18 protein-coding genes are annotated in these 24,684 nt (G+C 28.6%); 1 reads left to right on the forward strand and 17 read right to left on the reverse strand.

Going from position 1 to position 24,684, the window contains the following annotated elements; translation table 11 throughout:
* The 17 genes from OM90_RS03930 to OM90_RS04010 form a co-directional block, all read right to left on the reverse strand.
* On the reverse strand, positions 1–4,591 hold a 4,591-nt coding region (locus OM90_RS03930), incomplete at its 3' end, for a DUF6531 domain-containing protein (RefSeq protein ID WP_242860860.1).
* A gap of 325 nt (positions 4,592–4,916) precedes the next feature.
* A complete protein-coding gene (locus OM90_RS03935; protein WP_058485598.1) occupies positions 4,917–5,552 on the reverse strand; it encodes a hypothetical protein in 636 nt (211 codons plus the stop codon).
* A 20-nt stretch (positions 5,553–5,572) separates the two neighbouring features.
* On the reverse strand, positions 5,573–6,973 hold the full coding sequence (locus OM90_RS03940; protein WP_058485599.1) for a DUF4280 domain-containing protein: 1,401 nt from the start codon (positions 6,971–6,973) through the stop codon (positions 5,573–5,575).
* A 77-nt stretch (positions 6,974–7,050) separates the two neighbouring features.
* The gene (locus tag OM90_RS03945) at positions 7,051–7,578 is read right to left on the reverse strand and encodes an imm11 family protein (RefSeq protein ID WP_058485600.1); all 528 of its coding nucleotides are present in this window, start codon (positions 7,576–7,578) and stop codon (positions 7,051–7,053) included.
* Positions 7,579–7,589: 11 nt separating this feature from the next.
* Positions 7,590–8,720: a pentapeptide repeat-containing protein gene (locus tag OM90_RS03950; RefSeq protein WP_058485601.1), complete on the reverse strand. Its 1,131-nt coding sequence runs from the start codon at positions 8,718–8,720 to the stop codon at positions 7,590–7,592.
* A gap of 20 nt (positions 8,721–8,740) precedes the next feature.
* Positions 8,741–10,192, reverse strand: a complete 1,452-nt coding sequence (locus tag OM90_RS03955) for a contractile injection system protein, VgrG/Pvc8 family (RefSeq protein ID WP_058485602.1) — start codon at positions 10,190–10,192, stop codon at positions 8,741–8,743.
* Positions 10,193–10,229: 37 nt separating this feature from the next.
* A complete protein-coding gene (locus tag OM90_RS03960; protein ID WP_058485603.1) occupies positions 10,230–10,871 on the reverse strand; it encodes a hypothetical protein in 642 nt (213 codons plus the stop codon).
* 245 nt (positions 10,872–11,116) lie between these two features.
* A complete protein-coding gene (gene asnB, locus OM90_RS03965; RefSeq protein ID WP_058485604.1) occupies positions 11,117–12,958 on the reverse strand; it encodes an asparagine synthase (glutamine-hydrolyzing) in 1,842 nt (613 codons plus the stop codon).
* Between the two features lie 110 nt (positions 12,959–13,068).
* The gene (locus OM90_RS03970; RefSeq protein ID WP_058485605.1) at positions 13,069–14,262 is read right to left on the reverse strand and encodes an LL-diaminopimelate aminotransferase; all 1,194 of its coding nucleotides are present in this window, start codon (positions 14,260–14,262) and stop codon (positions 13,069–13,071) included.
* Between the two features lie 26 nt (positions 14,263–14,288).
* Positions 14,289–15,134 (reverse strand): diaminopimelate epimerase, encoded by an 846-nt coding sequence (dapF, locus tag OM90_RS03975; protein ID WP_058485606.1) that lies wholly within the window; start codon positions 15,132–15,134, stop codon positions 14,289–14,291.
* 21 nt (positions 15,135–15,155) lie between these two features.
* Entirely contained in the window at positions 15,156–15,725 is a 570-nt protein-coding gene (locus tag OM90_RS03980) for an ANTAR domain-containing response regulator (RefSeq protein ID WP_058485607.1), read from the reverse strand.
* A gap of 24 nt (positions 15,726–15,749) precedes the next feature.
* Complete coding sequence (gene glnA, locus OM90_RS03985) at positions 15,750–17,060, reverse strand: type I glutamate--ammonia ligase (protein WP_058485608.1); 1,311 nt, start codon at positions 17,058–17,060, stop codon at positions 15,750–15,752.
* Between the two features lie 14 nt (positions 17,061–17,074).
* Entirely contained in the window at positions 17,075–17,797 is a 723-nt protein-coding gene (locus OM90_RS03990; protein ID WP_058485609.1) for a GltB/FmdC/FwdC-like GXGXG domain-containing protein, read from the reverse strand.
* Complete coding sequence (locus OM90_RS03995; RefSeq protein WP_058485610.1) at positions 17,794–19,023, reverse strand: NAD(P)/FAD-dependent oxidoreductase; 1,230 nt, start codon at positions 19,021–19,023, stop codon at positions 17,794–17,796. The genes OM90_RS03990 and OM90_RS03995 overlap by 4 nt, the downstream gene beginning before the upstream one ends.
* A 4-nt stretch (positions 19,024–19,027) precedes the next feature.
* The gene (locus OM90_RS04000; protein WP_058485611.1) at positions 19,028–19,456 is read right to left on the reverse strand and encodes a 4Fe-4S dicluster domain-containing protein; all 429 of its coding nucleotides are present in this window, start codon (positions 19,454–19,456) and stop codon (positions 19,028–19,030) included.
* A gap of 12 nt (positions 19,457–19,468) precedes the next feature.
* Positions 19,469–20,974 (reverse strand): glutamate synthase-related protein, encoded by a 1,506-nt coding sequence (locus OM90_RS04005; protein ID WP_058485612.1) that lies wholly within the window; start codon positions 20,972–20,974, stop codon positions 19,469–19,471.
* Positions 20,964–22,064, reverse strand: coding sequence for a class II glutamine amidotransferase (locus OM90_RS04010; protein ID WP_058485613.1), 1,101 nt, complete (start codon positions 22,062–22,064; stop codon positions 20,964–20,966). Before OM90_RS04010 ends, OM90_RS04005 begins: the two co-directional genes overlap by 11 nt.
* Positions 22,065–22,489: 425 nt before the next feature.
* Here OM90_RS04010 and OM90_RS04015 point away from each other — a divergent pair, with 425 nt between their 5' ends.
* Positions 22,490–24,583 (forward strand): glutamine synthetase III family protein, encoded by a 2,094-nt coding sequence (locus OM90_RS04015; protein WP_058485614.1) that lies wholly within the window; start codon positions 22,490–22,492, stop codon positions 24,581–24,583.
* Positions 24,584–24,684: the final 101 nt, after the last annotated feature.

The following is a 24,684-nucleotide window of genomic DNA, read 5'->3' on the forward strand; positions in this document are numbered from 1 at the left end:
TATATGCTCCTGTTGAATCTTCTACTATTATTACTCGATTCATGGAGTCATATTTATATTTTATGGTGTTATATTTGGTTGGCTTTTCATTTTCTAATAAGTATTCACCGCTTTTTATTTCTTCTATTACGTTTCCATTTTTATCGTATTTATAGAAGGTTCCTTTATAAAGTACTTGTCCACTTTTTTCATCTATGGTTTTGGGTTCGTATTTTGCTATAAGCCATCCTGCTTTGTTATATTTATAAAGGATGCCATAGCGACTTTCATCATCTTTTCCACTTTTATAACCTTTGGCATTTATTTCTTTTATTACTTGGTCTACTTCGTTATATATATATTTTTTTATTACATTGCCGTAAGCGTCTCTTATAGTAGATAGCCTATTTTTACTATCATATGTATAGGTTGTTCCTACTCCATCATCTTTTTTGGGGTCATAATTTTGAGGAAGTATTTCTTTTATTTTGTTTCCATTACTATCGTATTTTATTCTAAGTATTCCTCCATCGGGGTATATAACTTTTATTTTTCTTCCTTCACTGTCATATTCATACCTAATGCCTTCTCCATCGTCTAGTTTTTCATCATAGGTATTAGGATTTATTTCTTTTAGCACTCTCCCCCAGTTATCTAATTTCTTTGCAAATACATTTCCTTCTGGGTCTATTACTTTTGTTTCTCTATCGAAGGAATCGTATTCATATTTATAATATTTTCCTAAACCTTTTTTCCCTTGTTCATTTGGAAGAATTTTTATTATTAACTTATTCATGGGGTTGTAGTGCATTTGAGTTATATTACCTAGAGGGTCTATTATTTTGGCAATGCTATCTTGACTAGTATATACGTATTCTGTTCTGGCATCATCTATAGTTTCACTTATTTTTCTACCTACTTCATCGTATTCGAAGGTTATTATACTTTTATCTGGATTTCTTATTTGTGTTGGCATATGGACAAAATCATCTTTATAGCTGTATATATATTCATTTTTGTTAGGGTCTACTTTTTTTATTACCCTTCCCTTTTTATCATATTCATAGGTTGTTATGCTATATTTACCATATTCTATTTCTTCTTTTACGGTTATTAGATTATTTCTTTTATCATATTCTCTTATTATATTTTGTCCATTAGCTTTTTCTTCTTTTATAATATATCCTGCTTCGTTGTATTTATATTTTTCTATGGAACCATCAGGATAAGTTTTTGAAAGTAAGTTACCATTTATATCATAGGTTTGTTTTGTTATATTTCCGTTTCTATCTTTTATTTTTATTTTATTTCCCCATTGGTCATATTCGAATTCTTCTGTAGTTTTATCGTCATAGGTTATTTTTGTCGCTAATAAATCTTCATTATATTTGTATTTTTCTTTTCTATTTTCATTTAGATAGTGAAATGTATTTTCTTTATTTTTATCATCATAATAAATTTTTACTTCTTCATTATTTCCAAACCTCTGCCAGATAACTCTTCCTTTTTTGTCGTATTTATTTTCTACATATTTTATACCATTAGCATCTATTATGGCACTTATATAGCCTTCTTGATTGTATTCGTATCTAGTTATTCCTCCACCAAAATCTTTTGATTTTATTAATAAATCTCCATCATAGGTATATTCTATGGTTCTTCCTATGTTATCTTCTATGGTTTTTATTTTATTATCACTATAGGTAAATTTAAGTTTTTTACCTCCTGTTGTTGTTATGGTATCTATTATATCTGTGTCTTCTATGTAGTTAATTTTTATAGCATTGTCATTATTATCTTTTATAAGACTTAAATTTCCTCTTTCGTTGTAATAATATGTCTTTTTATCAGGGGCTGTCATTATAAAATATCCTGTTTTAGAATCCTCTATTATGTTGTAAAACTTTGTACCTCCCCTTATATTGACCCAGTTACCTTCTTTTCTTTCAAACATTTCTACTGAAGAATCAGGTAGTTGTATTAAAAGGGTTTCTTCATCTTTTACAATACAACTTCCTATATTTATATTCCAACCTTTACCAACCTGACTTACCCTATGATTTTTGGAGTTATAAAATCTTCTTATTTCTAAATCTAATCCTATATCTTTTATAACTATATCTGTAAAAGTTTCTGATAAAGGTCCTCTTACTACTTCTATGGGTTCTCCTCCATATCTTGCTTGAATGCCATTGAATATAAAACTTTGAACGAGATTATCTATAATATATTTTTTATCTTCTGCTGAAAGATTACTAATACCTTGATTTTCCATGACTACATATGTTACGTCTCCTGTAGTATCTCCTATTACTTCTCCTATATACCTTCCCAAACTACTATTAGATATATTTCCAATACTTGCTCCTCCAAAACTAGCCAATTGATTTATTGTGAATCGTTTTAGGTCTATTCCTCCTGTTTCTGTTAATTCATTAATTGCATCCATTCCTGCATTGGATAATTGTGTATGTGCTAGTTTTACCCATTTTGAAGAACCACAAGGAGGTCCTGGAATTGCTGAAGATAGAAACCCTGTAAAACTTCCCCTTTCCGCAGCTTTTATATAATCCACAAAACTACTTATTTGACCATTAAGAATATCACTTAGAGCTTGTCCGCCTCCTCCTAGGGCTCCTCCCGCAGCTGTTTTTACAGATGCTCCTTTAAATAAAGTAGCAATTGACTTAGGTAAAGTAGCTGGAGCTGCAAAACTAATAAAAAGCTCTGAAATAAAGCAACCACCATACATAATAGCATCAAATAATTCTTGATTCCCTCCTAGTATGGAATCTCTAAGAGGATTATATCCTCCACTATAATCTCCTTTACTAATAGCATAAAAAGAAGTAACTCCTTCTATTATATTTGATGCTCCTGCTAGGGCTGTTACTCCACCAGCAATTCCTCCTAATACAGCACCTGCAACAGCTAATGTAGCTCCTCCTGTTGCTATTGTAGCCACAGCAAATCCTACTGCAGCAACTCCTATAGCCAATGCTTTTAATCCACTAAATAGTTTTTGTCTTGCAGATTTTTTAGCAGCTTTTTCTATTTGTTCTCTTATATCTTCTAAGGCTTTTTTATCTTCTTCTAGTGCTTTATTTATTTCTTCTGAATAATCTTGTAATGGAGGTTTTTTTAGACTTCCTTCTATTTTTATATTTTTATGAGCTCTCTCAAAAATATAAGACTCTTCATCCATAAATAAGAAGTCAAAATCATAATCTCCAACTTGAATTTTTAATTCTTTTCCTGCGTTTATATTTATATTTTCAGCTATGGAATTAGGAATTTCTATCCACTTTACATAGGATTCTATTTCTTCTTGCTCTCCTATATTGATATTAGTTTCAGCTTTAATTTCTATAGATTTTGGAGAATGGATATCTATAACCCCATCTTTTGTCATATTAATTTTGATATCATCATTTCCAGTAGTAAATTCCATATCCTTATGCCCTAGACGAACTTCTTTACCAAATTCATTTCTAAGATGTTTTTCCCTAGGATCTTGCATCCTATCATGCCCGGCACTACCTTTTCTAATACATTCTGTTATTATGGCATTTCCTTCATTAGTATTGGGAAAATATACATAAACACTACTTCCTATCTTAGGCATGTAATATCCTAATTCATTATTAATTCCCCCAGCATAGGGTATAAATTTATTATTTTTTTCTTTGTATTCTTTATCAATATTTAAATGTACTCGCATTTTGTTGCGACTTATTTCTTTTACTATTCCTTCTATTTTTGCACCTTGAATATTTTTATTTTCTATAAAGTTTTGACTTGCTCCCCTTTGAGTACTTAGTATATATCTGTGTAATAATTCTTCCTTCTTTACATATGTTTCAGCTTTTGTAATTACTAAAGGTTCATTTCTGTATTTTATTTTTTCACATATATCTAAATATGTATAAGTTTCTATTTTATAAGTTATTTTATCCCATGATTTTATACTAGAATTAAAATTAACTGCTGTTTTAATATAATCTTCTAGATTTTTTTCTCTTTTATATTTAGGAGTTTCTATAGTATTTATTTCATATCTTTTTGGTAAACCAAAATAAAATCTAGGAAAAAATTCTTTTTCATCTACTACAAGCCCAGCATTAAAATGAGATGCTAAACGTTTTATAAATTCCCAATCGGTCTCATTATATTGAACTATTATATCTTTTATTTTTTCTTTATTTGTAACTGTATCGATAAAATCTACCTGTTTATAGTCCGCTAAAACTTCTTTAATAACATCCCTATAAGTCATATTTAAATCTTGAAAAGAACGATACTTTTTCTTAATGTCTAAATCATAGGTATAAGATACAGCTTCTATTTCTATGTAATATACATTATTAACCATTTTTATACAGATATCATCTACAGAACCGCAAAATATCACATTTTCATCTTCTAAATTGACAACTTTTATTTTGTCATCTAAGTTAATTTCTAATGCATATTTTTCTTTTTCATAATCAGGCACAATACCTTTTATGTATAATCTAGTATGCTGGTTAATTTCTTTAGTTATTTTGAAATCTGTTATATTTTTAAGACTTCTTGTAAAATCTATTTCTAAATTTTTGTATTTAAACTTCATTCTAAATTCCCCTTACCTATGAATCTATTTGCACAATTTTATTCCAAAAATTTAAAATATAATATTAAATGTAAATAAATATATTTTTATGTATTATAATTATATATGATGAAATTATTGGATTCAATATATAATTTTACTTTTTTTGTTGTTTAATACATTCAAAAATTTATATCTACGTTGTAAATTTAATTCCTTTTCTTATATAAACTTATTTTCTATTCCATATATATTTATTAATTTATAAATATACAAATTGTATAATTAATTATTTTTACACCCTTTTTATGAAAAAATAGTAAATTAAATAATAAAAAAATAAATATTATTGTAATTCTATTATTGCTCTAATATAATATGAGCCGTCAATCTCTTCAAAAAGTATCCAGTAGCCATAAAAATATTGAGGTTCTTCCTCATCTATATCACTATATGAAAATGCATACATATTTTCTGATAATCTAAAAACTTGAGGAATACATTCATTGTTTTTTAATATAATCTCTTTTAATCCATTTAGAATATCCGGAAGTTGTTTTTGTATAACTTTTTCATCTTTTACTTTCCAATCAATATTTGATAATATATTATCTTCTATCTCAAAATCATTAAAATAAACATCCTCAATTCTCCCTGGAAATGTTAATCCACCTCCTAAAGAAATACCAGCTTTCCCACTTTGAGAACTTACGAGAAATAAATCTTCTCTAACATCCTCTTTAAACACTAAAACTGCTCTATTCTCATCTCTTCCATCATCAAAATAAGTGATAGAATATATCCCATTTTCATCAATGAAATTTAAAAATCCATCTATATCTTCTTCATGTATAATATTGTCAAACATAATAATAAATTCACTAATTGATTCTTTAGTTTCTTCTATTTTACTCTCATTATTACAAGCTGATGTAAATAACATAACTATAATAATTAACAAATATACCCTAAACCTTTTCATTTTGCTCCTCCTTTTATCTATTAATCATCAACCTTAATAATATATTCTCCATTAGGATTCCCTAAATGGTCTTGTGCAGATTGATCATATGTAAAATTAATATCTGGTAAATTAATATCATCAGCTATCTTTAATATGGTATCTTTACTTATACTTGATAAATAGTCAGAATACTGTGATGCTGCACCATCATAACTTAAATTTTCATATATTGTAGATACTCCTTTGTGCCAAGCACCATGTCCAGCATATACACCATATCTAACCTTTCCTCTTTTTAAATCTATGATTGGAGTATACCAATTTGCATACTGAAAAAAGTTTCCATCTCCTGAAATTCCTGCTTTATCATTATTATTCTTTACAGTTTGATTAAATTTATCTCCATAATATGCATATCCAAGCATTTTCCCAAAAACAAGATTATTAGCTTTCATCAAATCCTTTGCAAAATCTTTTTCTACACCATGCTGTCCATCTGCAGCTCTATTGGTTGCACTTGTATTAAAACTTCCTGTTCCTTCCTGAAAAATAATTGCGAGTAAAAGCCGTGGGTCAATTTGAATGTCATATTCATCATAGATAATTTTTGACGTATCCCAAATTTGATTAATCTTTTCCTGATTCCATTTTAGATTTTCGTCACTAATCCTATTATTTAAATTATTTATACGCTTAGACAAATATTTTTCAGACTCTGTTGTCCCATTTAATTGCATAACATCGGGAATCCAATTTGGATCGCTTATTTCTTCATTTGATATATTTTTATCATTCTCTACTATATTTTGAGCCATATTTTTATCCTCATCTACATTTATAGTATCATTTGACTTTTCCTTTATATCATATGATTCATCTAACTGCCCATCATCACAAATAGTTATAACTCCTCCTTTCATGCAAACAAGAAAAGATTTATTTGTTATGGCTTCTTCTCCATCAATAAGAACATCTTCTTTAGTATTTTGCCAATCCATAGCTATTTGCGGAATACATTGGCATGCTAAGTCCTCTAATGATACTTTCTTTTTTTTCTTTTTTTTACCAAAAAACAAAGAAAAAATTGATTTTTTTCCCTTTTTTTCTTCTTCATATTCCACTGGGTTTTGAGCTCCCGCAGAACATATTCCCATTGATTGTACATTTACTAAAGGTTTACTATCTGTTTTAATTATTTGTGCCTTCTTTCTCAAATAAACACCATGACTTTTAGGTACTATTAACCTTCCTGGACGACTTCCAAATTCGCATTGCACCATGGCACCATGAACTACATAACTCATTTTTTCTATATTTTTCACTTGTTCTTGGCCTCTTTTTAATGCATCATTTATCATTTTATCCGTTGCTGAATCTTTTGACGTACCTTGTGCTGTATTTTCTTTTGAGAAATTTTCTTCATTATCAAATTTATCCATAGTTTAATCACTCCTTACATTAAAAATATAAAATTATTTTTATATAAAGTATTCTTTTTCACTAAAATCATCTTTAATTAAACACTTTCTATTTTGGTTAATTCTATTCCTGATAGAAATCTTCTCAGCAAACTTTCAGCAATATCTAGATTTACAACTACTATTTTTTCTACTATCCCGTCAATTCTAAATATTTTTTTATTACCAATTTTCTTTTTATCCAACACTAATTTTTTAAGTGTGTTATCTTTTTTAAATTCTGTTTTCTCTGAAAGACAGTCTATTTTATCTAAAAGCATTAACCAATATATTCTTTGTTCTTTTAAAATAGAATCAGTTAAAACTACACATTTATTTATGGGAGAATCATCATAACATTCTATTAATTTTTTAATATTGTCTGAAACTAAAAATATGGGAGTATCTATCACATCAGGATAAAAATTATTTTTATTGCTTTCTACAAATATATTAGTAACTTCATTAACTTCATCTGCTTGTTCTTTATCTATTACTTGTTGTCTTTGATAAAATTTGTCTGTAGTAATATATAAATTAACTGTATTTGGTATATTTTTCTTTTGAGAAAGCATAAAATATTCCATAGTAACTCCTCCTATTGGATAATAATTGATCTTAATTGTTCTTTGGATAAATCAAGCTTGTCTATTGATTCTTTTTCAAAAATAGCTTTATTAAGGTTAGTTCCTGTAAAATTTGTATTATCAAATACTGCACCTCTAAAATCTGCTCCTGATAAATCACCATTACTAAAGTCAACTTCTGATAAATTTGCTCCAGCAAAATTAATTCCACTAAATCCTGGAGAATAAAACATATCTTCTTTAGGTTCTGTAAGTCCTCCCATTATCCCTATAAGATCTGCTCCATATAGGTTGCAATTTTCAAAATTAGCATCATGAAGTATTGAATAATTTAAATTTACGAAATCCATTTTACAATTTGAAAAATCAGTACATATAAAATATGAAACCCTCATATCAGATCTACTTAATTTAGAATTAGTAAAATCGGAAAAGCAAAAATTTATATTTCTTAAATCTAAATCACTTAAATCTAAATCTGTATATGAGTTAAAATGAAAATTCCCTTTTTTCTTACCATTTATAGAATCTCTTATTTCCTCAATATTTGTATTTTGCTTCGTTTTAAAATATATTAATTCTGAATAATCTTTATATTCTCCTGTACTTATATAAAAATCTTCTTCCTTTTCTATTTCAGTAAAATAAGAAAGGTTTTTTATTTTTCTTATAGCAATTCTTGAAATATTAATAATATATCTTATATAATTTATAACTTGCATTTGTATTATTACACTTATATCATCTACATTTATCTTCCCTACATATTGCTTATAATTTTTTAATAAATATTCTTCTAAATCGTTAAGATATGTAAACATTTCCTTCATTTCAAAATCAACTTGTACAGGTTTTTTATCAAGATAAAAATTTTTATCATAAGCTGTAATTAAAATTCTATATTTTTTTTGTAAAATATCCGTTCTTAAAATTTGAAAATTTATAAAACTTATTTTCCCCTTTTCTCCAGATTGTTGTAATGAAATAATTTTATTGCATAACTTTTTAAATGCTTCACAAAATTTATCTGTTAGAAATTCTATATTTTCTTTACAAAATCTATCTAATTCCAATATCTTTTCAAAATTTTTCTTATCTCCATATTTTTCATAAAAATGTTGTAATGCTTCTTTTCTATTCAAATAACCACCTTCTTAATACTTTAATTTGTGAATACTTCTTCTCCTTTTATTTCTGCTACTCCGTCTTTATTTAAAATTATTTCTGCTTTGTCTGCACAACTTAAATTAATTTTATTAGAAGCTTTTACATTTATAGAATCTTCTGCTGAAATAGTGATTTCTTTATCAGATTTTAAGGATAATTTTTTATTAGCATAAATACTAATATTCCCTTTTTCATCCATTATAATAGTTCCCTTTCCATTAGCACTAATAATAACTTGACTAGGTGTAAGAGAAATCTCCATCCCTTGTGGATTTCTTATGTATCTTACTTGATAATCTCCCATCCTATCCTCTTTTGGGTCAGATACTTTAGGATTATATTTACTAATAGAACTAACTGCAAAAGCATTTTCTTCATTTGTATTAGGAAATTCAATTCTTACATCATCGCCTTTTTCAGGCATACAATACCATCCGCTTCCATCTTCTGATGCATACATTGCTGAATATGGAAACCAATAAGCTTTATTTATATCTTGTTTTTCATCTATTTCATACATATGAACTTTTACCCTATCTCTTTGAATATCTAATACCTGTCCCATAATAGATACTCCCTGCAGATGTGGATTTTCAAAATATCTTTGTTTTAATCCTTTTAAAGTACAGATTTTGTAATTATTACGTAAAACTCCATCTTTGAAATACATTTTTGCATTTTTTACGAAAAATTTAAGTTGTTTATAAATAACTTCTTCTCCTAATTCTAGCTGCTTATATGTTTCTATATCATATTCTACAAAATCTAAATTACTAATATCTGAAATATAATTAGAACTTAAATATTTATAATTGCCTAAATCTTTTTTCACAGAAAAAACGTATTCATCTAATACTACGTTATTATTTAATTTAGGAGGACCAAAAAAGAATTTGGGACTAGTATGACTAAAGCTTGGAAATAGTCCTTGATTAAATCTTGAAGCCATTCTTTTTATAAATTCCCAATCTGTTTCTTTATACTGTATTACAAATTTTCCTAAAGGCTTATCTTCGCATTTAAATAAAACTCCTCCACTAGAATATTCAGATACAATATTTTTAACTAAAGCTGAATATGTCATATTTATATCTTGAAAAGAACGTTTTTTTATTTTAATATCCATTAAAAATGTATGAGTTATGGCATTAACTGTCAGCTGATATAACTCTCCTTCAGCCTGAATACTAATATCTTTAATTATTCCACTAAAAAGAATTTTAGTTTTTCCATCTTTATTTTGAACTACTTGAACTACCTTTCCAAAAGTAGCTAAATTAATATATTCATCCTTTACTTCTTCTGGCACTTTCCCTGTAAAATAAAGCCTTCCATGGTCATTAATTTCTTTAGTTATAATAAGCTCTTCTAAGTTAACCAGTTCAAATGGTGTTACTTTTATATGTTCATAAGTAACTTCTGTTAAAGTTTCTTTTTGATTATCCATAATAAATTATCCCTCCTACAATTCTTATATTTAGAATTTATACTTGTATTGTTTGCATAAGTTCTTTAGCTATTAATTTCCATAAATTATAATTTTTCTTATTCCCATTAAAATTAATTATGACATGTCCATCATTTACCGGTGTAAATATCATATAATTAAATATTTCTTCATTAGGAATAAAATTTAATAAAATACAATATCCTACAAAATGTCCGCTTACTTTTTTTGCTCCTTCTTCAATCCATTTTGTTTTTACTTTAGATGCTTTCATCCCATCTTTTATATTTTTTTTGATTTTTTGTAAATCAATACTTCCTTCCCCCGGTACATAATTAAATATACAATTCATCCCTTCTTCTACATTCATATAAACTAAATATCCTTCTTTATCAGCTTTTAATTCAAAAAAATCTTTGGGAAATTTCATAGATATACGTCCATCAAAAAAAGAAGTTTCAGAAAAAATAATTTTCAAATTATCTTTTTCTAAGAGATTTTTTTCTATTGCTTTTTTTATTTCTTCTTCTGAAAAATAATCTTCTTCCTCTGAATAAGTTTGAGGTGGATTTTTTTCTTGATTTTCGTTTAATTCTTCTATTTTAAAATTTGTCATAGTTTCTTCTCTTTTAATAAATTCTTTTTCTATTTTGGCAATTTCTTCGTCTAAATATGACATATTTTCATCTCCCTTGTTTTATTTTTAAAATAATTGTAATTTAAGAATTAATTTTTTAAAATGTAAAATATATATTTATATACAAAATAATACATTACGTGATAATTTAATTATATATTATGAAAATATTGGATTCAAGATAATGTTGTTTTTTTACATAATAAATGCACTTATAAGATAAATCTTCTTAAAAAGATTTATTTATAAGTGCATTTAAAATATATCAGTTCAATAATTTTTAAATATTATATCCCTTCAACTTCAATATTAAAATTCTCTAGCCAAATATGAACTTGTAAAATATAAGCAAGCATTTGAGGAGCAGTCATTAATTGACCATACCAAGGATGAGTATACTTATTAGGATTTACAATTATATCTTTTACTATATCCCAATTTATCAATTCATGTATTAAAGAATTTTTCTTATTATATAAGGCTTTGACTTCTTCACTAACCTTTTTGAAATATTTAGGATTATGAGTTTTAGGATAAGGACTTTTTTTACGCCATACAATTTCTTCTGGTAATATTCCTTCCATGGCTTTTCTAACTATTCCTTTTTCCCTTCCATCTAAAGCTTTTATTTCCCATGGCATATTATAAGCATATTCTACTATACGATGATCGCAAAAAGGAACTCTTACTTCCAATCCATTATACATACTCATTCTATCTTTTCTATCTAATAAAGTTTGCATAAACCAATTAATATTAAGCATAAACATTTGTTTCATTCGAATATCTAGTTTGCTATCATTAGGCAAAGTATCTGTATTTCTTATAGTATTTTCATATTGTTCTTTTACATATTCTTCTCCATTTTTTATGAATTCTTTTTTTAGAATACTTTTTCTAAGCTCTAAGGAAGGAGACCATGGAAAAGTTTCTTGAAATAAAATATCTTTATTATGATACCAAGGATATCCTCCAAATATTTCATCAGCACATTCCCCAGAAATTGCAACTGTAAAATCCTTTTTAACTTCCTTACAAAATAAAAGTAGTGAAGAGTCTATATCTGCCATACCAGGCAAATCTCTAGCTATAACAGCATCTTCTAAGGCGTCCGCTAATAAACTATTGTCAATTATTACTTCATGATGAATGGAATCAATCTGATTAACCATCATATTAATATATGTTTTATCGGAATTTGGTTGAAAAAGACTTGCTTTAAAATATTGCTGGTTATCTACATAATCTACAGAATAAGTATGAAGTTTTCCTTTATTATTCGCTTTATATTCCTTAGCAGCCAAATTAGAAATAATACTTGAATCAAGTCCACCAGATAAAAAACAGCATAAGGAAACATCTGAAACTAATTGGCGTTTTACAGCATCTTTTATTAAAAATCGCATTTTTTCCACTGTGGTATTAATATCATCTAAATGTTCCTTAGCCTTTAACTTCCAATAGGTTTTTATTTTTAAACCATTTTCATCAAAAATTGCATACTCTCCTGGCTTTAATTCCTTAATTCCCTTTATTATTCCCTGTCCACTGGTTCTTCCCGGTCCTAAAAGAAATATTTCACTTAGTCCTTGTTCATCAATAACAGGTTTTACTAAGGGATTTGCAAGAAGAGTCTTTATTTGAGAACCAAAAATCATACTCCCATTATTAATATAGAAAAATAATGGTTTTACTCCCATTCTATCCCGAGCCATAAATAATTTTTCTTCTTTTTCATCCCATATAGCAAAAGCATATATACCATTGAGTTTTTCAAGACAGGATTCTTTCCAATGAATAAATGCTGTTAATAATACCTCTGTGTCTGAATGTCCTCTAAAATCATATCCATAATTTAAAAGTTCTTTTCTAAGATCTTCGGTATTATAAAGTTCTCCATTATATACCATAGTATATTTATTATTTCCTTTTTCTAAAGTCATAGGCTGGGTTCCATGTTCAGGGTCCACTACAATTAATCTTCTATGAATTAAACATATTTTTTCTTTAAGATAAACTCCATGGGCATCGGGACCACGATTAATTAATGTTTTAGACATTTTATCAATAATATTTTCCTTACTTCTTAAATTTTTGTTATAATCTATCCATCCTGCGATTCCACACATACTTATACACCGTCCAATTCATATAAATTATTTTTAATCAAAAAAAGGTATCACTTACTGTGACACCTTTGTCAATAATTATTATATGAATTACGGCTTATAAAGTTGCATTATTTTATTGTTGATATTTTTTCCATAGCTTTTATAACATCTTCTCGATTACCAAAGGAACTAAGTCTAAAGAATCCTTCTCCATTCTTTCCAAAACCTGCTCCAGGCGTTCCAACTATATTTGCATTTTCAAGAAGATAATCAAAAAACTCCCAAGAACTCATATTATTTGGGCATTTAAGCCAAATATATGGTGAATTCTTTCCTCCTACAAACCAAATTCCCATTTTAGATAAAGTTTCAGAAATGATTCTCGCATTTTCTAAATAATATTTTATATTTTCTTTAATTTCTTTTTGTCCTTTTTCTGTAAAAACTGCTTCGGCACCTCTTTGAATAATATATGGAACTCCATTAAATTTAGTAGTTTGTCTGCGAAGCCATAATTTATTTAAACTAGTATTGTCAAAAATAAGGGCATTAGGAACTATGGTATAACCACATCTTGTTCCAGTAAATCCTGCTGTTTTAGAAAGGGAGCAAAATTCAATGGCACATTTTTTAGCTCCTTCTATTTCATAAATACTTCTAGGACAATCTTTATCTTGAATAAAGGCTTCATAGGCAGCATCAAAAAGAATTATTGCTCCACAATCTAGGGCATAATCTACCCATGCTTTTAATTGATTTTTATTATAAACAGCACCTGTTGGATTATTAGGAGAACAAAGATATATTATATCAGCTTTTATATTTTTATCTGGCATAGGTAGAAAATTATTTTCTTCATTAGCATCCATATAAAGTATCTTTCTTCCAGCCATAATATTAGTATCTACATAAACAGGATATACAGGATCTGGAATTAATACTGTATTATCTTGACTAAAAATGTCTAAAATATTTCCCAGATCACTTTTTGCTCCATCACTAATAAAGATTTCATTTTCATCTAAAGATATATTTCTATCTTTATAATAATTCATAACAGCTAATTTTAAAAATCCATATCCTTGCTCTGGTCCATACCCTCTAAAACCTTCTTTGGTACCCATTTCCAAAACAGCATTTTTCATTGCTTCTACTACTGTTTCACAAAGAGGCAGTGTCACATCTCCTATTCCTAAACTAATAACTTTTTTTTCAGGATATTTTTCTTTATACTGAGATACTTTCTTAGCAATTGTAGAAAATAAATAACTGTCTTTTAAGTTTAAATAATTATCATTTATTTGCAATTTTAATACCTCCATAAAATCTATTTTTATTTTTACGTATATTAGTTTTCTAATGAGATAACTCCTTCAAAAACCTTAGTAGCTTTACCTGTCATAAGAACTCTTTCATCAGTATAATTTATAATTAATTCTCCTCCAAGAAGAATTACTTTAATATCGTCTCCTTTTTTACAAAATCCATTTTCTACTGATGCTACAGCTGCAGCACAAGCTCCCGTTCCACAAGCTAAGGTTTCTCCACTGCCTCTTTCCCATACTCTCATTTCTATAGTATTTTCATTTATAACTTTTACAAATTCTGTATTTACCCTTTCAGGAAAAAGAGGTGAATATTCAAATTCCATACCTATCTTTTTAATATCAATATCTTTTATATTATCCATAAAAACTACACAATGGGGATTCCCCATAGATACACAAGTAATATTATATGATTTATTACCTATATTAACTTCTTTATTTATTATTTTTTCTCCCTCTAATTTCACAGGTATTTTTTTAGGATCAAATTCTGCTTTTCCCATATTCACACGAGCCGAATCTACTTTATTATCCTTAATATATAATTTTAATTTTTTTATACCACTTAAAGTATCTATTGTAATTTCATCTTTATTAACCATATGATTATCATAAAGATATTTCCCTACACATCTAATAGCATTTCCACACATTTTCCCTTCGCTGCCATCTGCATTAAACATTCTCATCTTTGCATCTGCTACATTAGATTTACATATCATTACAATACCGTCTCCACCAATTCCAAAATGTCTATCAGATAAAATTTTAGCTAATTCCTCCGGATTTTTTAATTCTTCTTTAGTACAATCAAAATATATATAATCATTGCCACAGCCTTGCATTTTAGTAAATTTTAATTCCATTTTCATCCTCCTATGTACTTCCTACTTCTCATAGGTTTTTAAAATCTTTTCTGCTATTTTTCTTTTAGTCATACGTCTATCCATTGCCTGTTTTTCTATAAATCTATGAGCCTCTGCTTCTGTCATTTTTAAATATTCTATAAGAATACATTTCGCTCTATCTACAAGACGAATATCCTCTATTTTTTTCTGCAACTGTGTATTTTCATTTTTAAGTCCTCTTATCCTATTATAGGCAGCACTCATAAGCTTTAGAGCACTCCAAAAAACTTTAGGATTTACTGGTTTAGGTACAACAAACACTCCAAAATTTTCAACTTTTGCACATATTTCATCTTCTAATTCACTTTTAACTATTAACATAACTTGTATTGTTCCTCTACTGACTATATCTATTGCAAAATTAGTTCCAAACTCATCTGTTAGCGGCGTATTAACAATACATAAGTCAAAATCTCTTTCTATTAATATTCTTTTTGCTTCGCTAGCATTTTTTACAGATATTATTTCTTTATAAGAATTAGCTTTTAAAATTTTTTCTAATGAAGAACGAATTTTCTCCGAACTTGATACAATTAAAACACTCTCCATGGCACCACCGACTTTTTTTGAAATTTATATTATTTTAAAATACATCTCCCTGTCTACTTGATTTTTATCAGAACTTTTAGAATACATATCCCATTCTTTTAACTTTATTTGTAAATATTTATTTATCATTTCTTCTCCTAAAATATTTTTTACAAAATTACTTTTAGAGGCAATGTCTAACGCCTCTTTTAAATTGTCAGGAAGAGCTTTTATATTCTGTAATTCATTAATATTAGTAGTATATAAATTAATATTAATTGGATCTGGAAGTTCTAATTTTTTTTCTATTCCATCTAGTCCGGCATGTAAAATCATAGCAAAAACAATATAAGGATTACAAGATGGATCTGGTGAACGAAGTTCCATCCTGCTATATTCTCCTGTTTCAGCAGGAATCCTTATAAGTTGCGAACGATTCTGGTGGGACCAAGATATATATTTGGGAGCTCTATAACTTCCTAAACGAGCATAAGAATTTGTAGTTGGATTAGAAAATGCAGTTATATCTAATATTTTATCTATAACCCCAGCAATAAAACTTTTAGCTTCTTGATTATTATGATCTCTAAAAATATTTAATCCATTTTTAAAAAGAGATAAATTTATATGCAGTCCACTTCCACTTGCATCAATAATAGGCTTAGGCATAAAGGATGCAAAAAGTCCATTTATGGATGCAATAGCTTTAACTACTGATTTAAAGGTAATAAGATTATCCGCTGCTATAAGAGCATCATTATACTTAAAATCTATTTCATTTTGTCCAGGCCCCTGCTCATGATGAGAACTTTCAGGCTGAATTCCCATTTGCTCAAGGGATAAACAAATTTCTCTTCTTATATTTTCTCCTTTATCAAGGGGAGAAATGTCTAAATATCCTCCTTCATCATAAGGAATATAAGTAGGATTTCCCTTTTCATCTGTTTCAAAAAGATAAAATTCACATTCTGAACCTATTTTACATATATATCCCATCTTTTGTGCCCTATTTATAGCTTTTTTTAAAATATTTCTTGTATCTCCTTCAAATTCTTGTTTATCAGGATGTTTTATATCACAAAAAAATCTTATTACTCTTCCCTGCTGGGGTCTCCAAGGCAAAATACTTAAAGTAGATGGGTCAGGATATAAAAATAGGTCAGATTTTTCAACATCCATAAACCCTAAAATAGAAGAAGCATCAAAGGATATCCCTTGTTCAAAAGCTCTTTCCAATTCTTCAGGCAAAATAGAAATATTTTTTTGAATTCCTAGAATGTCGCAAAATGCCAGCCTAATAAATTTTACATCATTTTCTTTTACAAATTCTAATACCTCTTTCATGGTATATGTCATACCCAAAACCTCCTTTAATTATGGGTATATAGTTGTCTGTAAGGATTCTTTGTATCTGGTATTAAACAAAAGAAATTTTCCTTTAAAACATCTTCTATGTCTACTTTAAATTCATTACAAAATTCTTCTATATATTCTTTAACCTCTTCCATATCTTCTTTTGTTGCTTTTCTTGATATAACCTGTTTTGGAAGATCTTTCGGAAGATCATCACTTCTTAAATAAATTTTCCCTCCATGCATACCAGTTCCACAAAAATCTCCTACAGGAATAGAATCCTTACTATTTAATCCTAACACTATTATAATGCCACCTGCAAGATATTCACCTAAAAAACTTCCCACTTTTCCTCCAATAACTATTACTGGTTTTTTATCTTTATATTGTTTCATATGAATACCGGTTCTATATCCTGCATTATCTCTTATAAAAATTTTTCCGCCTCTCATGGCATATCCACAAGCATCTCCACAATGTCCATGTATATAAATTGTCCCATCATTCATAGTATCTCCTGTTGCATCTTGAGCATTCCCATTTACCCTTACTGTGCTTCCGTTTAAATAACAACCAAGAGCATTTCCTGGAACACCGTTTATAATGATATTTTTCCCTTTTTCTCCACTGGCTATATATCTTTGGCCTATACAGTTATCTATGACAATATCTTTATCCATACTATCTTTTATTTTTCTATTCAATTCCTTGAAATGCAAATTCTTAGCATCTATATTCATTTTATCCCTCCTAGTTTCTTCTTACGTTCTATTTTTGAAAAAGCCATTAAACTAGGTTTATTGCAAATCAATTCAAAATCTATCTCAGAAATAGGAGTTTTTTCTCTAATTAAACTAGTATAAATTCCTGCTTTATTTATATCTCCTATCATAATATATCCCTTTAATAATCCATCTTTTACAAAAAGTTTTTTATAATTATTATTCTCATTTTTAGTATAAACTTCACCTACATAACTTCCAGCTGTTACCATATGAAGTCCAAAAAAACCTATGGAGTTCATAGGGATTGCTTTACCAAACTTTTTTTCTCCTCCAGCCATATTAATTCCTGCACATTCACCCTGCATATAAGCATTAGGTAATAATGCTAAAACTCTATTTTGATTAGTAGTTATATCAAAAGATTCACAGCAATCTCCTGCTGCATATATATCTTCTATAGATGTTTCGCAAAACTCATCAATTACAATCCCTCTATTTACCTCGCCTTTAATTTCTTTTATTAATTCAATATTAGGTCTAACTCCTACAGCAAGAACTAAAATATCAAAATCTATTTCTTCTCCCTTAGCTAAAATGGCTTTATTATCTATAAATTTTTCAACTTTATTATCTAAGAAAAATTGAATATTTTTTTTCTCTATATGAGACTGGACTATTTTGGCTCCTTCTTTATCTAAAATACTTGATAATATTCTATCTGCTAAATCTACTACAGTAATGCTTTCTACTTTTTTAGAAATACCTTCAGCACATTTTAATCCAATTAATCCTGCTCCTATTATTAAAACCTTACTATGGGGAGAAATAGCCTTTTCTAAGTTTTTAGCATCATCTAAAGACATAAAAGTAAATTTATTTTTTACAGTCTCTAAACCTTCCATATGAGGTATAAAAGGTCTTGACCCTGTGGCTACTAATAATTTATCGTAATCTATAATAGTATTATCATTTAGCTGCACCTGTTTTTCTTCGTTATTTATCTTAATTACCTCTTTGTTAAAAAACACCTTACATTTCATAACATCATAAAAATCTTCGCTTCTATATTTCATATTCTCTTCAGTAGTTTTTCCATATAATAAATAAGATATAAGGGGTCTTGAATATACATGATAAGGTTCTTTACTTATTATTATTATCTCTCCATCTTTATCTATTTTTCTTATTCCTTCAACTGCTCCTACGGCAGCTGCTGAATTTCCAATTATTACATATCTCATTCTATCACCTCTCTTCAAATACAATAGCATTATTAGGACAGCCTTTTACACATTGGGGAGTTCCATGAATATTATTAGTACATAATTCGCATTTTTGTATAACTCCTTTATCACTAGGAGTTATAGCTCCATAAGGACAACACAAAATACAAGTATAACATCCAATACATTTATTTTCATCTACTGTTATAATTCCATCATTAATAGAAAGTGCTCCTGTAATACATCCTTTTACACATATAGGATCTTCACAATGTCTACAAGATACAGCAAAATTTATCCTGTCTCCCTCTTCTAATTTAATTCTAGGATTAATAACTACATTTTTTAAAGCTTTTACTATATCTTTTTCGTTAGAATTTGCAAAAGTGCAATAATATTCACATAAATGACATCCAAGACACCATTCTTCATTAACATATACTCTTTTCACTAGTAGTTCCCCCTATTCTCCAGCATATTTAATACCTAATATTTGAAGTTCTTTTTCATTAAGTCCTACTCCTCTAAGCATTAAACGATTTCCTTTTAAACTTTCTATGGAATTTATACCCATTCCACCCATCATTTCTTTGATTTCATGTTTCCATGCTGTAACAAGATTAACTAATCTTTTATATCCTATATCTGGATTTAAACGTTTTACTAATTTAGGATTTTGAGTAGCTATTCCCCAATTACATTTTCCAGTTTGACAACTTCTACAAAGATGACATCCTAAGGCAATCAATGCAGCACTTCCTATATATACACAATCTGCTCCTAAAGCAATAGCTTTAACTATATCTGCACTGTTTCTAATACTTCCTCCTACTACAATAGATACATTATCTCTTATTCCTTCATCTCTAAGCCTTTGATCCACACTAGCTAGTGCAAGTTCTATAGGAATTCCCACATTATCTCTTATTCTTGTCGGAGCAGCTCCAGTACCTCCTCTAAATCCATCAATAGCAATAATATCTGCTCCACTTCTTGCAATACCACTAGCAATGGCAGCTACATTATGAACAGCTGCTATTTTAACTATGACTGGCTTTTTATAATCTGTAGCTTCTTTTAAGGTATATACTAACTGTCTTAAATCTTCAATGGAATAAATATCATGGTGAGGAGCTGGAGAAATAGCATCTGAACCTTCAGGAATCATTCTAGTTTTAGAAATATCCCCTATTATTTTGGACCCTGGAAGATGCCCTCCTATTCCTGGCTTTGCTCCCTGCCCCATTTTTATTTCAATAGCAGCTCCTGCTTGAAGATAGTCCTTATGAACTCCAAATCTACCAGAAGCTACTTGTACAATCGTATTACTTCCATATTCATAAAAATCCTTATGAAGACCACCTTCACCAGTGTTATAAAAAATCCCTAATTCCTTTGCAGCTCTAGCTAAACTTGCATGAGCATTATAACTAATTGAACCATAGCTCATAGCAGAAAACATAATAGGAACAGAAAGTTCAAGACCTGCTTTTAGATTATTAATTATATTTCCTTTTTCATCTCTTTCTATTTTTTTAGGTTTACTTCCTAAAAATACTTTAGTTTCCATAGGTTCACGAAGAGGGTCAATGGACGGGTTAGTAACTTGAGAAGCATTTAATAAAATTTTGTCAAAATAAATGGGATACTTATTTGGATTTCCCATACTAGATAATAATACTCCACCAGTTTCTGCTTGCTTATATATTTCCTTAATAGTACTACAACTCCAGTTACTATTTTCTTTAAATGTATTATCTGTTTTTACTATTTTTAAAGCTTTAGTAGGACAAAGAGAAACACATCTGTGACAATTAACACATTTTGTATCATCACTACACATGATATTTCTTTCTTCATCAAAACTATGCACCTCATTAGCACACTGTCGTTCACATACTCTACAATTAATACATCTATCCATATTTCTTACAACTTCATATTCTGGATATAAATAATTAATTCCCATTGTCTAAACCTCCATTCAATGTAACAATAACGGCTTCACCACCCTTAGGTGACCAAACTTTATCTAAATCTTTTTCTATAATGCGAATAGCACATTCTTCACTTGCTATATATACCATATCATCTTTTTCTCCAACTACCATAGAACGAAGCTTTAGTCTATCATTTAATGCCATCATTCCTCCTTCAAAACCTAATAATATGGAGAATGGTCCTGTAACTAGTAATGAAGAAAAAGCATTCCTTAAATAAGTATGTTTTTCTTTTTCTTCTTTAGACATTCTATTTATTGTCTGCCAAAAAGGAGCTGCTATAACATTTGATATTTCTTCTAGAGTAAGCCCCATTTTGCGATGTAAATAATCAATAATATAAGTTATGACTTCTGTATCTGTTTTTAAGGTACATTTGTACCCATGCATTTCTATAGATCTTCTATTGGCATCATAAGAAGATATCTCTCCATTATGCACAACTGAATAATCTAATAAGGCGAAAGGATGAGCTCCTCCCCACCATCCAGGCGTATTAGTTGGATATCTTCCATGAGCTGTCCAAGAATATCCTTTATAATCTGAAAGTCTATAAAATTCTCCTACATCTTCTGGATATCCTACAGCTTTAAATGTTCCCATATTTTTCCCACTAGAAAATACATATGCTCCATCTATTTTTATATTTATTTTCATTACACATCTAGCTACAAATTCTTTTTCATCTAATTGACTTTCATTTAACTTAGTTGGTAGGGGTGTAACAAAATATCTCCAAATTAAAGGAGTATCTTTTATACTAGCCACCTTAGTTGTAGGTATTTTTGAAAGATTAATAATATCAAAATGATGTTCTAAAAATTCTTCACATTCTTTTTTTGGTATACTTCCATCATAAAATATATGGAAGGCATAAAAATCTTTGTATTCTGGATAAATTCCATAAGCTGCAAAGCCTCCTCCTAAACCATTGGAACGATCATGCATGGTTTCAATAGATTTAATGATGGATTCTCCACTAATTCTTTTCCCTGATTTTGAAAATATTCCTGATATAGCACACCCCGATGGTATTCTGATTTGTCCTTCTTTAAGCATAATCCACCTCCGCAAAATTTACTTTTAAAATTTACCTTTAATAATAAATTTTTAGACAACAATAAAGGCGTTCATCAAAAATAAGAACATAAAAATTGCAATTGCCCTTATTTTTGATGAACGCCTTTGTTCACTGTATTACTATAATACGTTAAAAACATATTTTTGTCAATATATATTGAAGGATTTTTTTAAACATAATTCATTTTTTCTTAAATAATTCGTATAATCATCAATTTTTCAAATGACAAATGCAACTTATAAAATTTTTCTTGCAAAATTTCAAAAAATGTATTTACAAATTTTAAAATTAATGATATACTACGTATAAGCAAAGACGCTAGAGGCTAGTAGAGCCTGTGGCGTCTTATTTTTTTGAAAATTATTTAATAAATTACAAATATGTATTAAAAGGGGGAAACGGTATGGAAAATATACCAGGCATTTTCGGAAGTATGGTTTTTAATGATAAGGTAATGAAAGAAAGATTACCAAAAGATGTGTATAAAGCATTAAAAAGAACTATTGCAGAACAAAAACATTTAAATTTAGATGTAGCTAATGTTGTGGCTAGTGCTATGAAAGAATGGGCTATAGAAAAAGGAGCTACTCACTTTACCCACTGGTTTCAACCAATGACAGGGGTAACAGCTGAAAAACATGATAGTTTTATTTCTCCTACTCCTGATGATAATATTATAATGGAGTTTTCAGGGAAAGAACTTGTTCGTGGAGAACCAGATGCTTCCAGTTTTCCAAGTGGAGGTATTAGATCAACATTTGAAGCTAGAGGATATACTGCTTGGGATCCTACATCCTATGCATTTATAAAAGATAATACTCTTTGTATCCCTACAGCTTTTTGTTCATATAGTGGAGAAGCTCTTGATAAAAAAACTCCCCTACTTCGTTCTATGGAAGCTATAGATAAAGAAGCTAAAAGAATTTTAAAACTTTTTGGACACGATGAAGTAAAAAGAGTTTCTGCAACAGTAGGGCCTGAACAAGAATTCTTTTTAATAGATAAAGCTTTATATGAAAAACGTCCTGATTTAATCTATTGTGGTAGAACTTTATTTGGTGCAAGACCTCCAAAAGGTCAAGAATTAGAAGATCATTATTTTGCTTCTATAAAACCAAGAGTTTCTGCTTTTATGAAGGAATTAGATACAGAACTTTGGAAATTAGGAGTTTTAGCTAAAACAAAACATAATGAAGTAGCTCCCGCTCAGCATGAAGTAGCTCCAATATTTACAACAGTTAATATTGCTGCTGATCATAATCAATTAGTAATGGAACTTATGAAAACTATTGCAAGTAAACATGGGCTTGTTTGCTTACTTCATGAAAAACCTTTTGCAGGGGTAAACGGAAGTGGAAAGCATAATAACTGGTCTATATCTACAGATACAGGTATAAATCTTTTAGAACCAGGTGAAACTCCTTATGATAATGCTCAATTTTTACTATTTTTATGTGCTGTAATTAAAGCGGTAGATGAATACCAAGATTTACTTCGTATATCTGTTGCTAGTGCTGGAAATGACCATAGATTAGGAGCTAATGAAGCACCTCCTGCTATAATATCCATGTTCCTAGGCGATGAACTTACAGAAATCATTGAAGCTATTGAAAATGATACTTGCTATAATCAAAAAGAAAAATGTCAAATGGAAATAGGAGCAACTGTACTCCCTCATTTCCCTAAAGATAACACTGATAGAAACAGAACTTCACCTTTTGCTTTCACTGGAAACAAATTTGAATTTAGAATGTTAGGTTCTAGTGCTTCAATATCTGATGCTAATGCTGTTCTTAATACTATTGTTGCTGAAAGTCTATCTCAATTTGCTGATAGATTAGAAAAAGCTGATGATTTTAAAGCAGAATTAACTTCTTTAATTAAAGAAACTATTAAAAATCATAAGAGAATAATATTTAATGGAAATAACTATTCTGATGAGTGGGTTAAAGAAGCTGAAAAAAGAGGACTTTTAAATCTAAAATCTACTGTAGATGCTCTACCATATTTGATTTCCGAAAAAAATATTAAATTATTTACAAAACACAATATTTTCTCAGAAGCAGAAATTAATTCTAGATATCAAGTAATGCTTGAAAAATATATTAAAGTACTCCATATCGAAGCATTAACTATGTTAGATATGACAAGAAGAGGAATTATTCCTTCTGTTATAAATTATTTAAAAGACATAAGTGAAGTTGTTAATAATAAAAAAGCTATAAGTAAAGATTTTAGTTGTAAATTAGAAGAAAATTTAATTGAATCCATTTCTAATTTATCTGTTAGTCTTTATAAACATATAGAAAAACTAGATAATTCAATCCTTGAAGCTAAAGAAAAAGAGGACCTTTTAGAAACTGCTAAATATTACCGTGAAGTTGTATTTATCAATATGCAAGAACTCAGAAGTGTAGTAGATGAGTTAGAAACTAAAATAGGTAAAAAATATTGGTCTTTCCCAACTTATGGTGAACTTTTATATAGTGTTTATTAAAATAATTTATATGTAAAACACAAAGGCGTGTATTTATGTTTATAAGATATAAACATATCTACATGCCTTTATTTTATATTTTTAGATTATAATAATTTATT

It is taken from the genome of Defluviitalea phaphyphila (genome assembly GCF_001466305.1).
Lineage (GTDB): Bacteria > Bacillota > Clostridia > Lachnospirales > Defluviitaleaceae > Defluviitalea_A > Defluviitalea_A phaphyphila.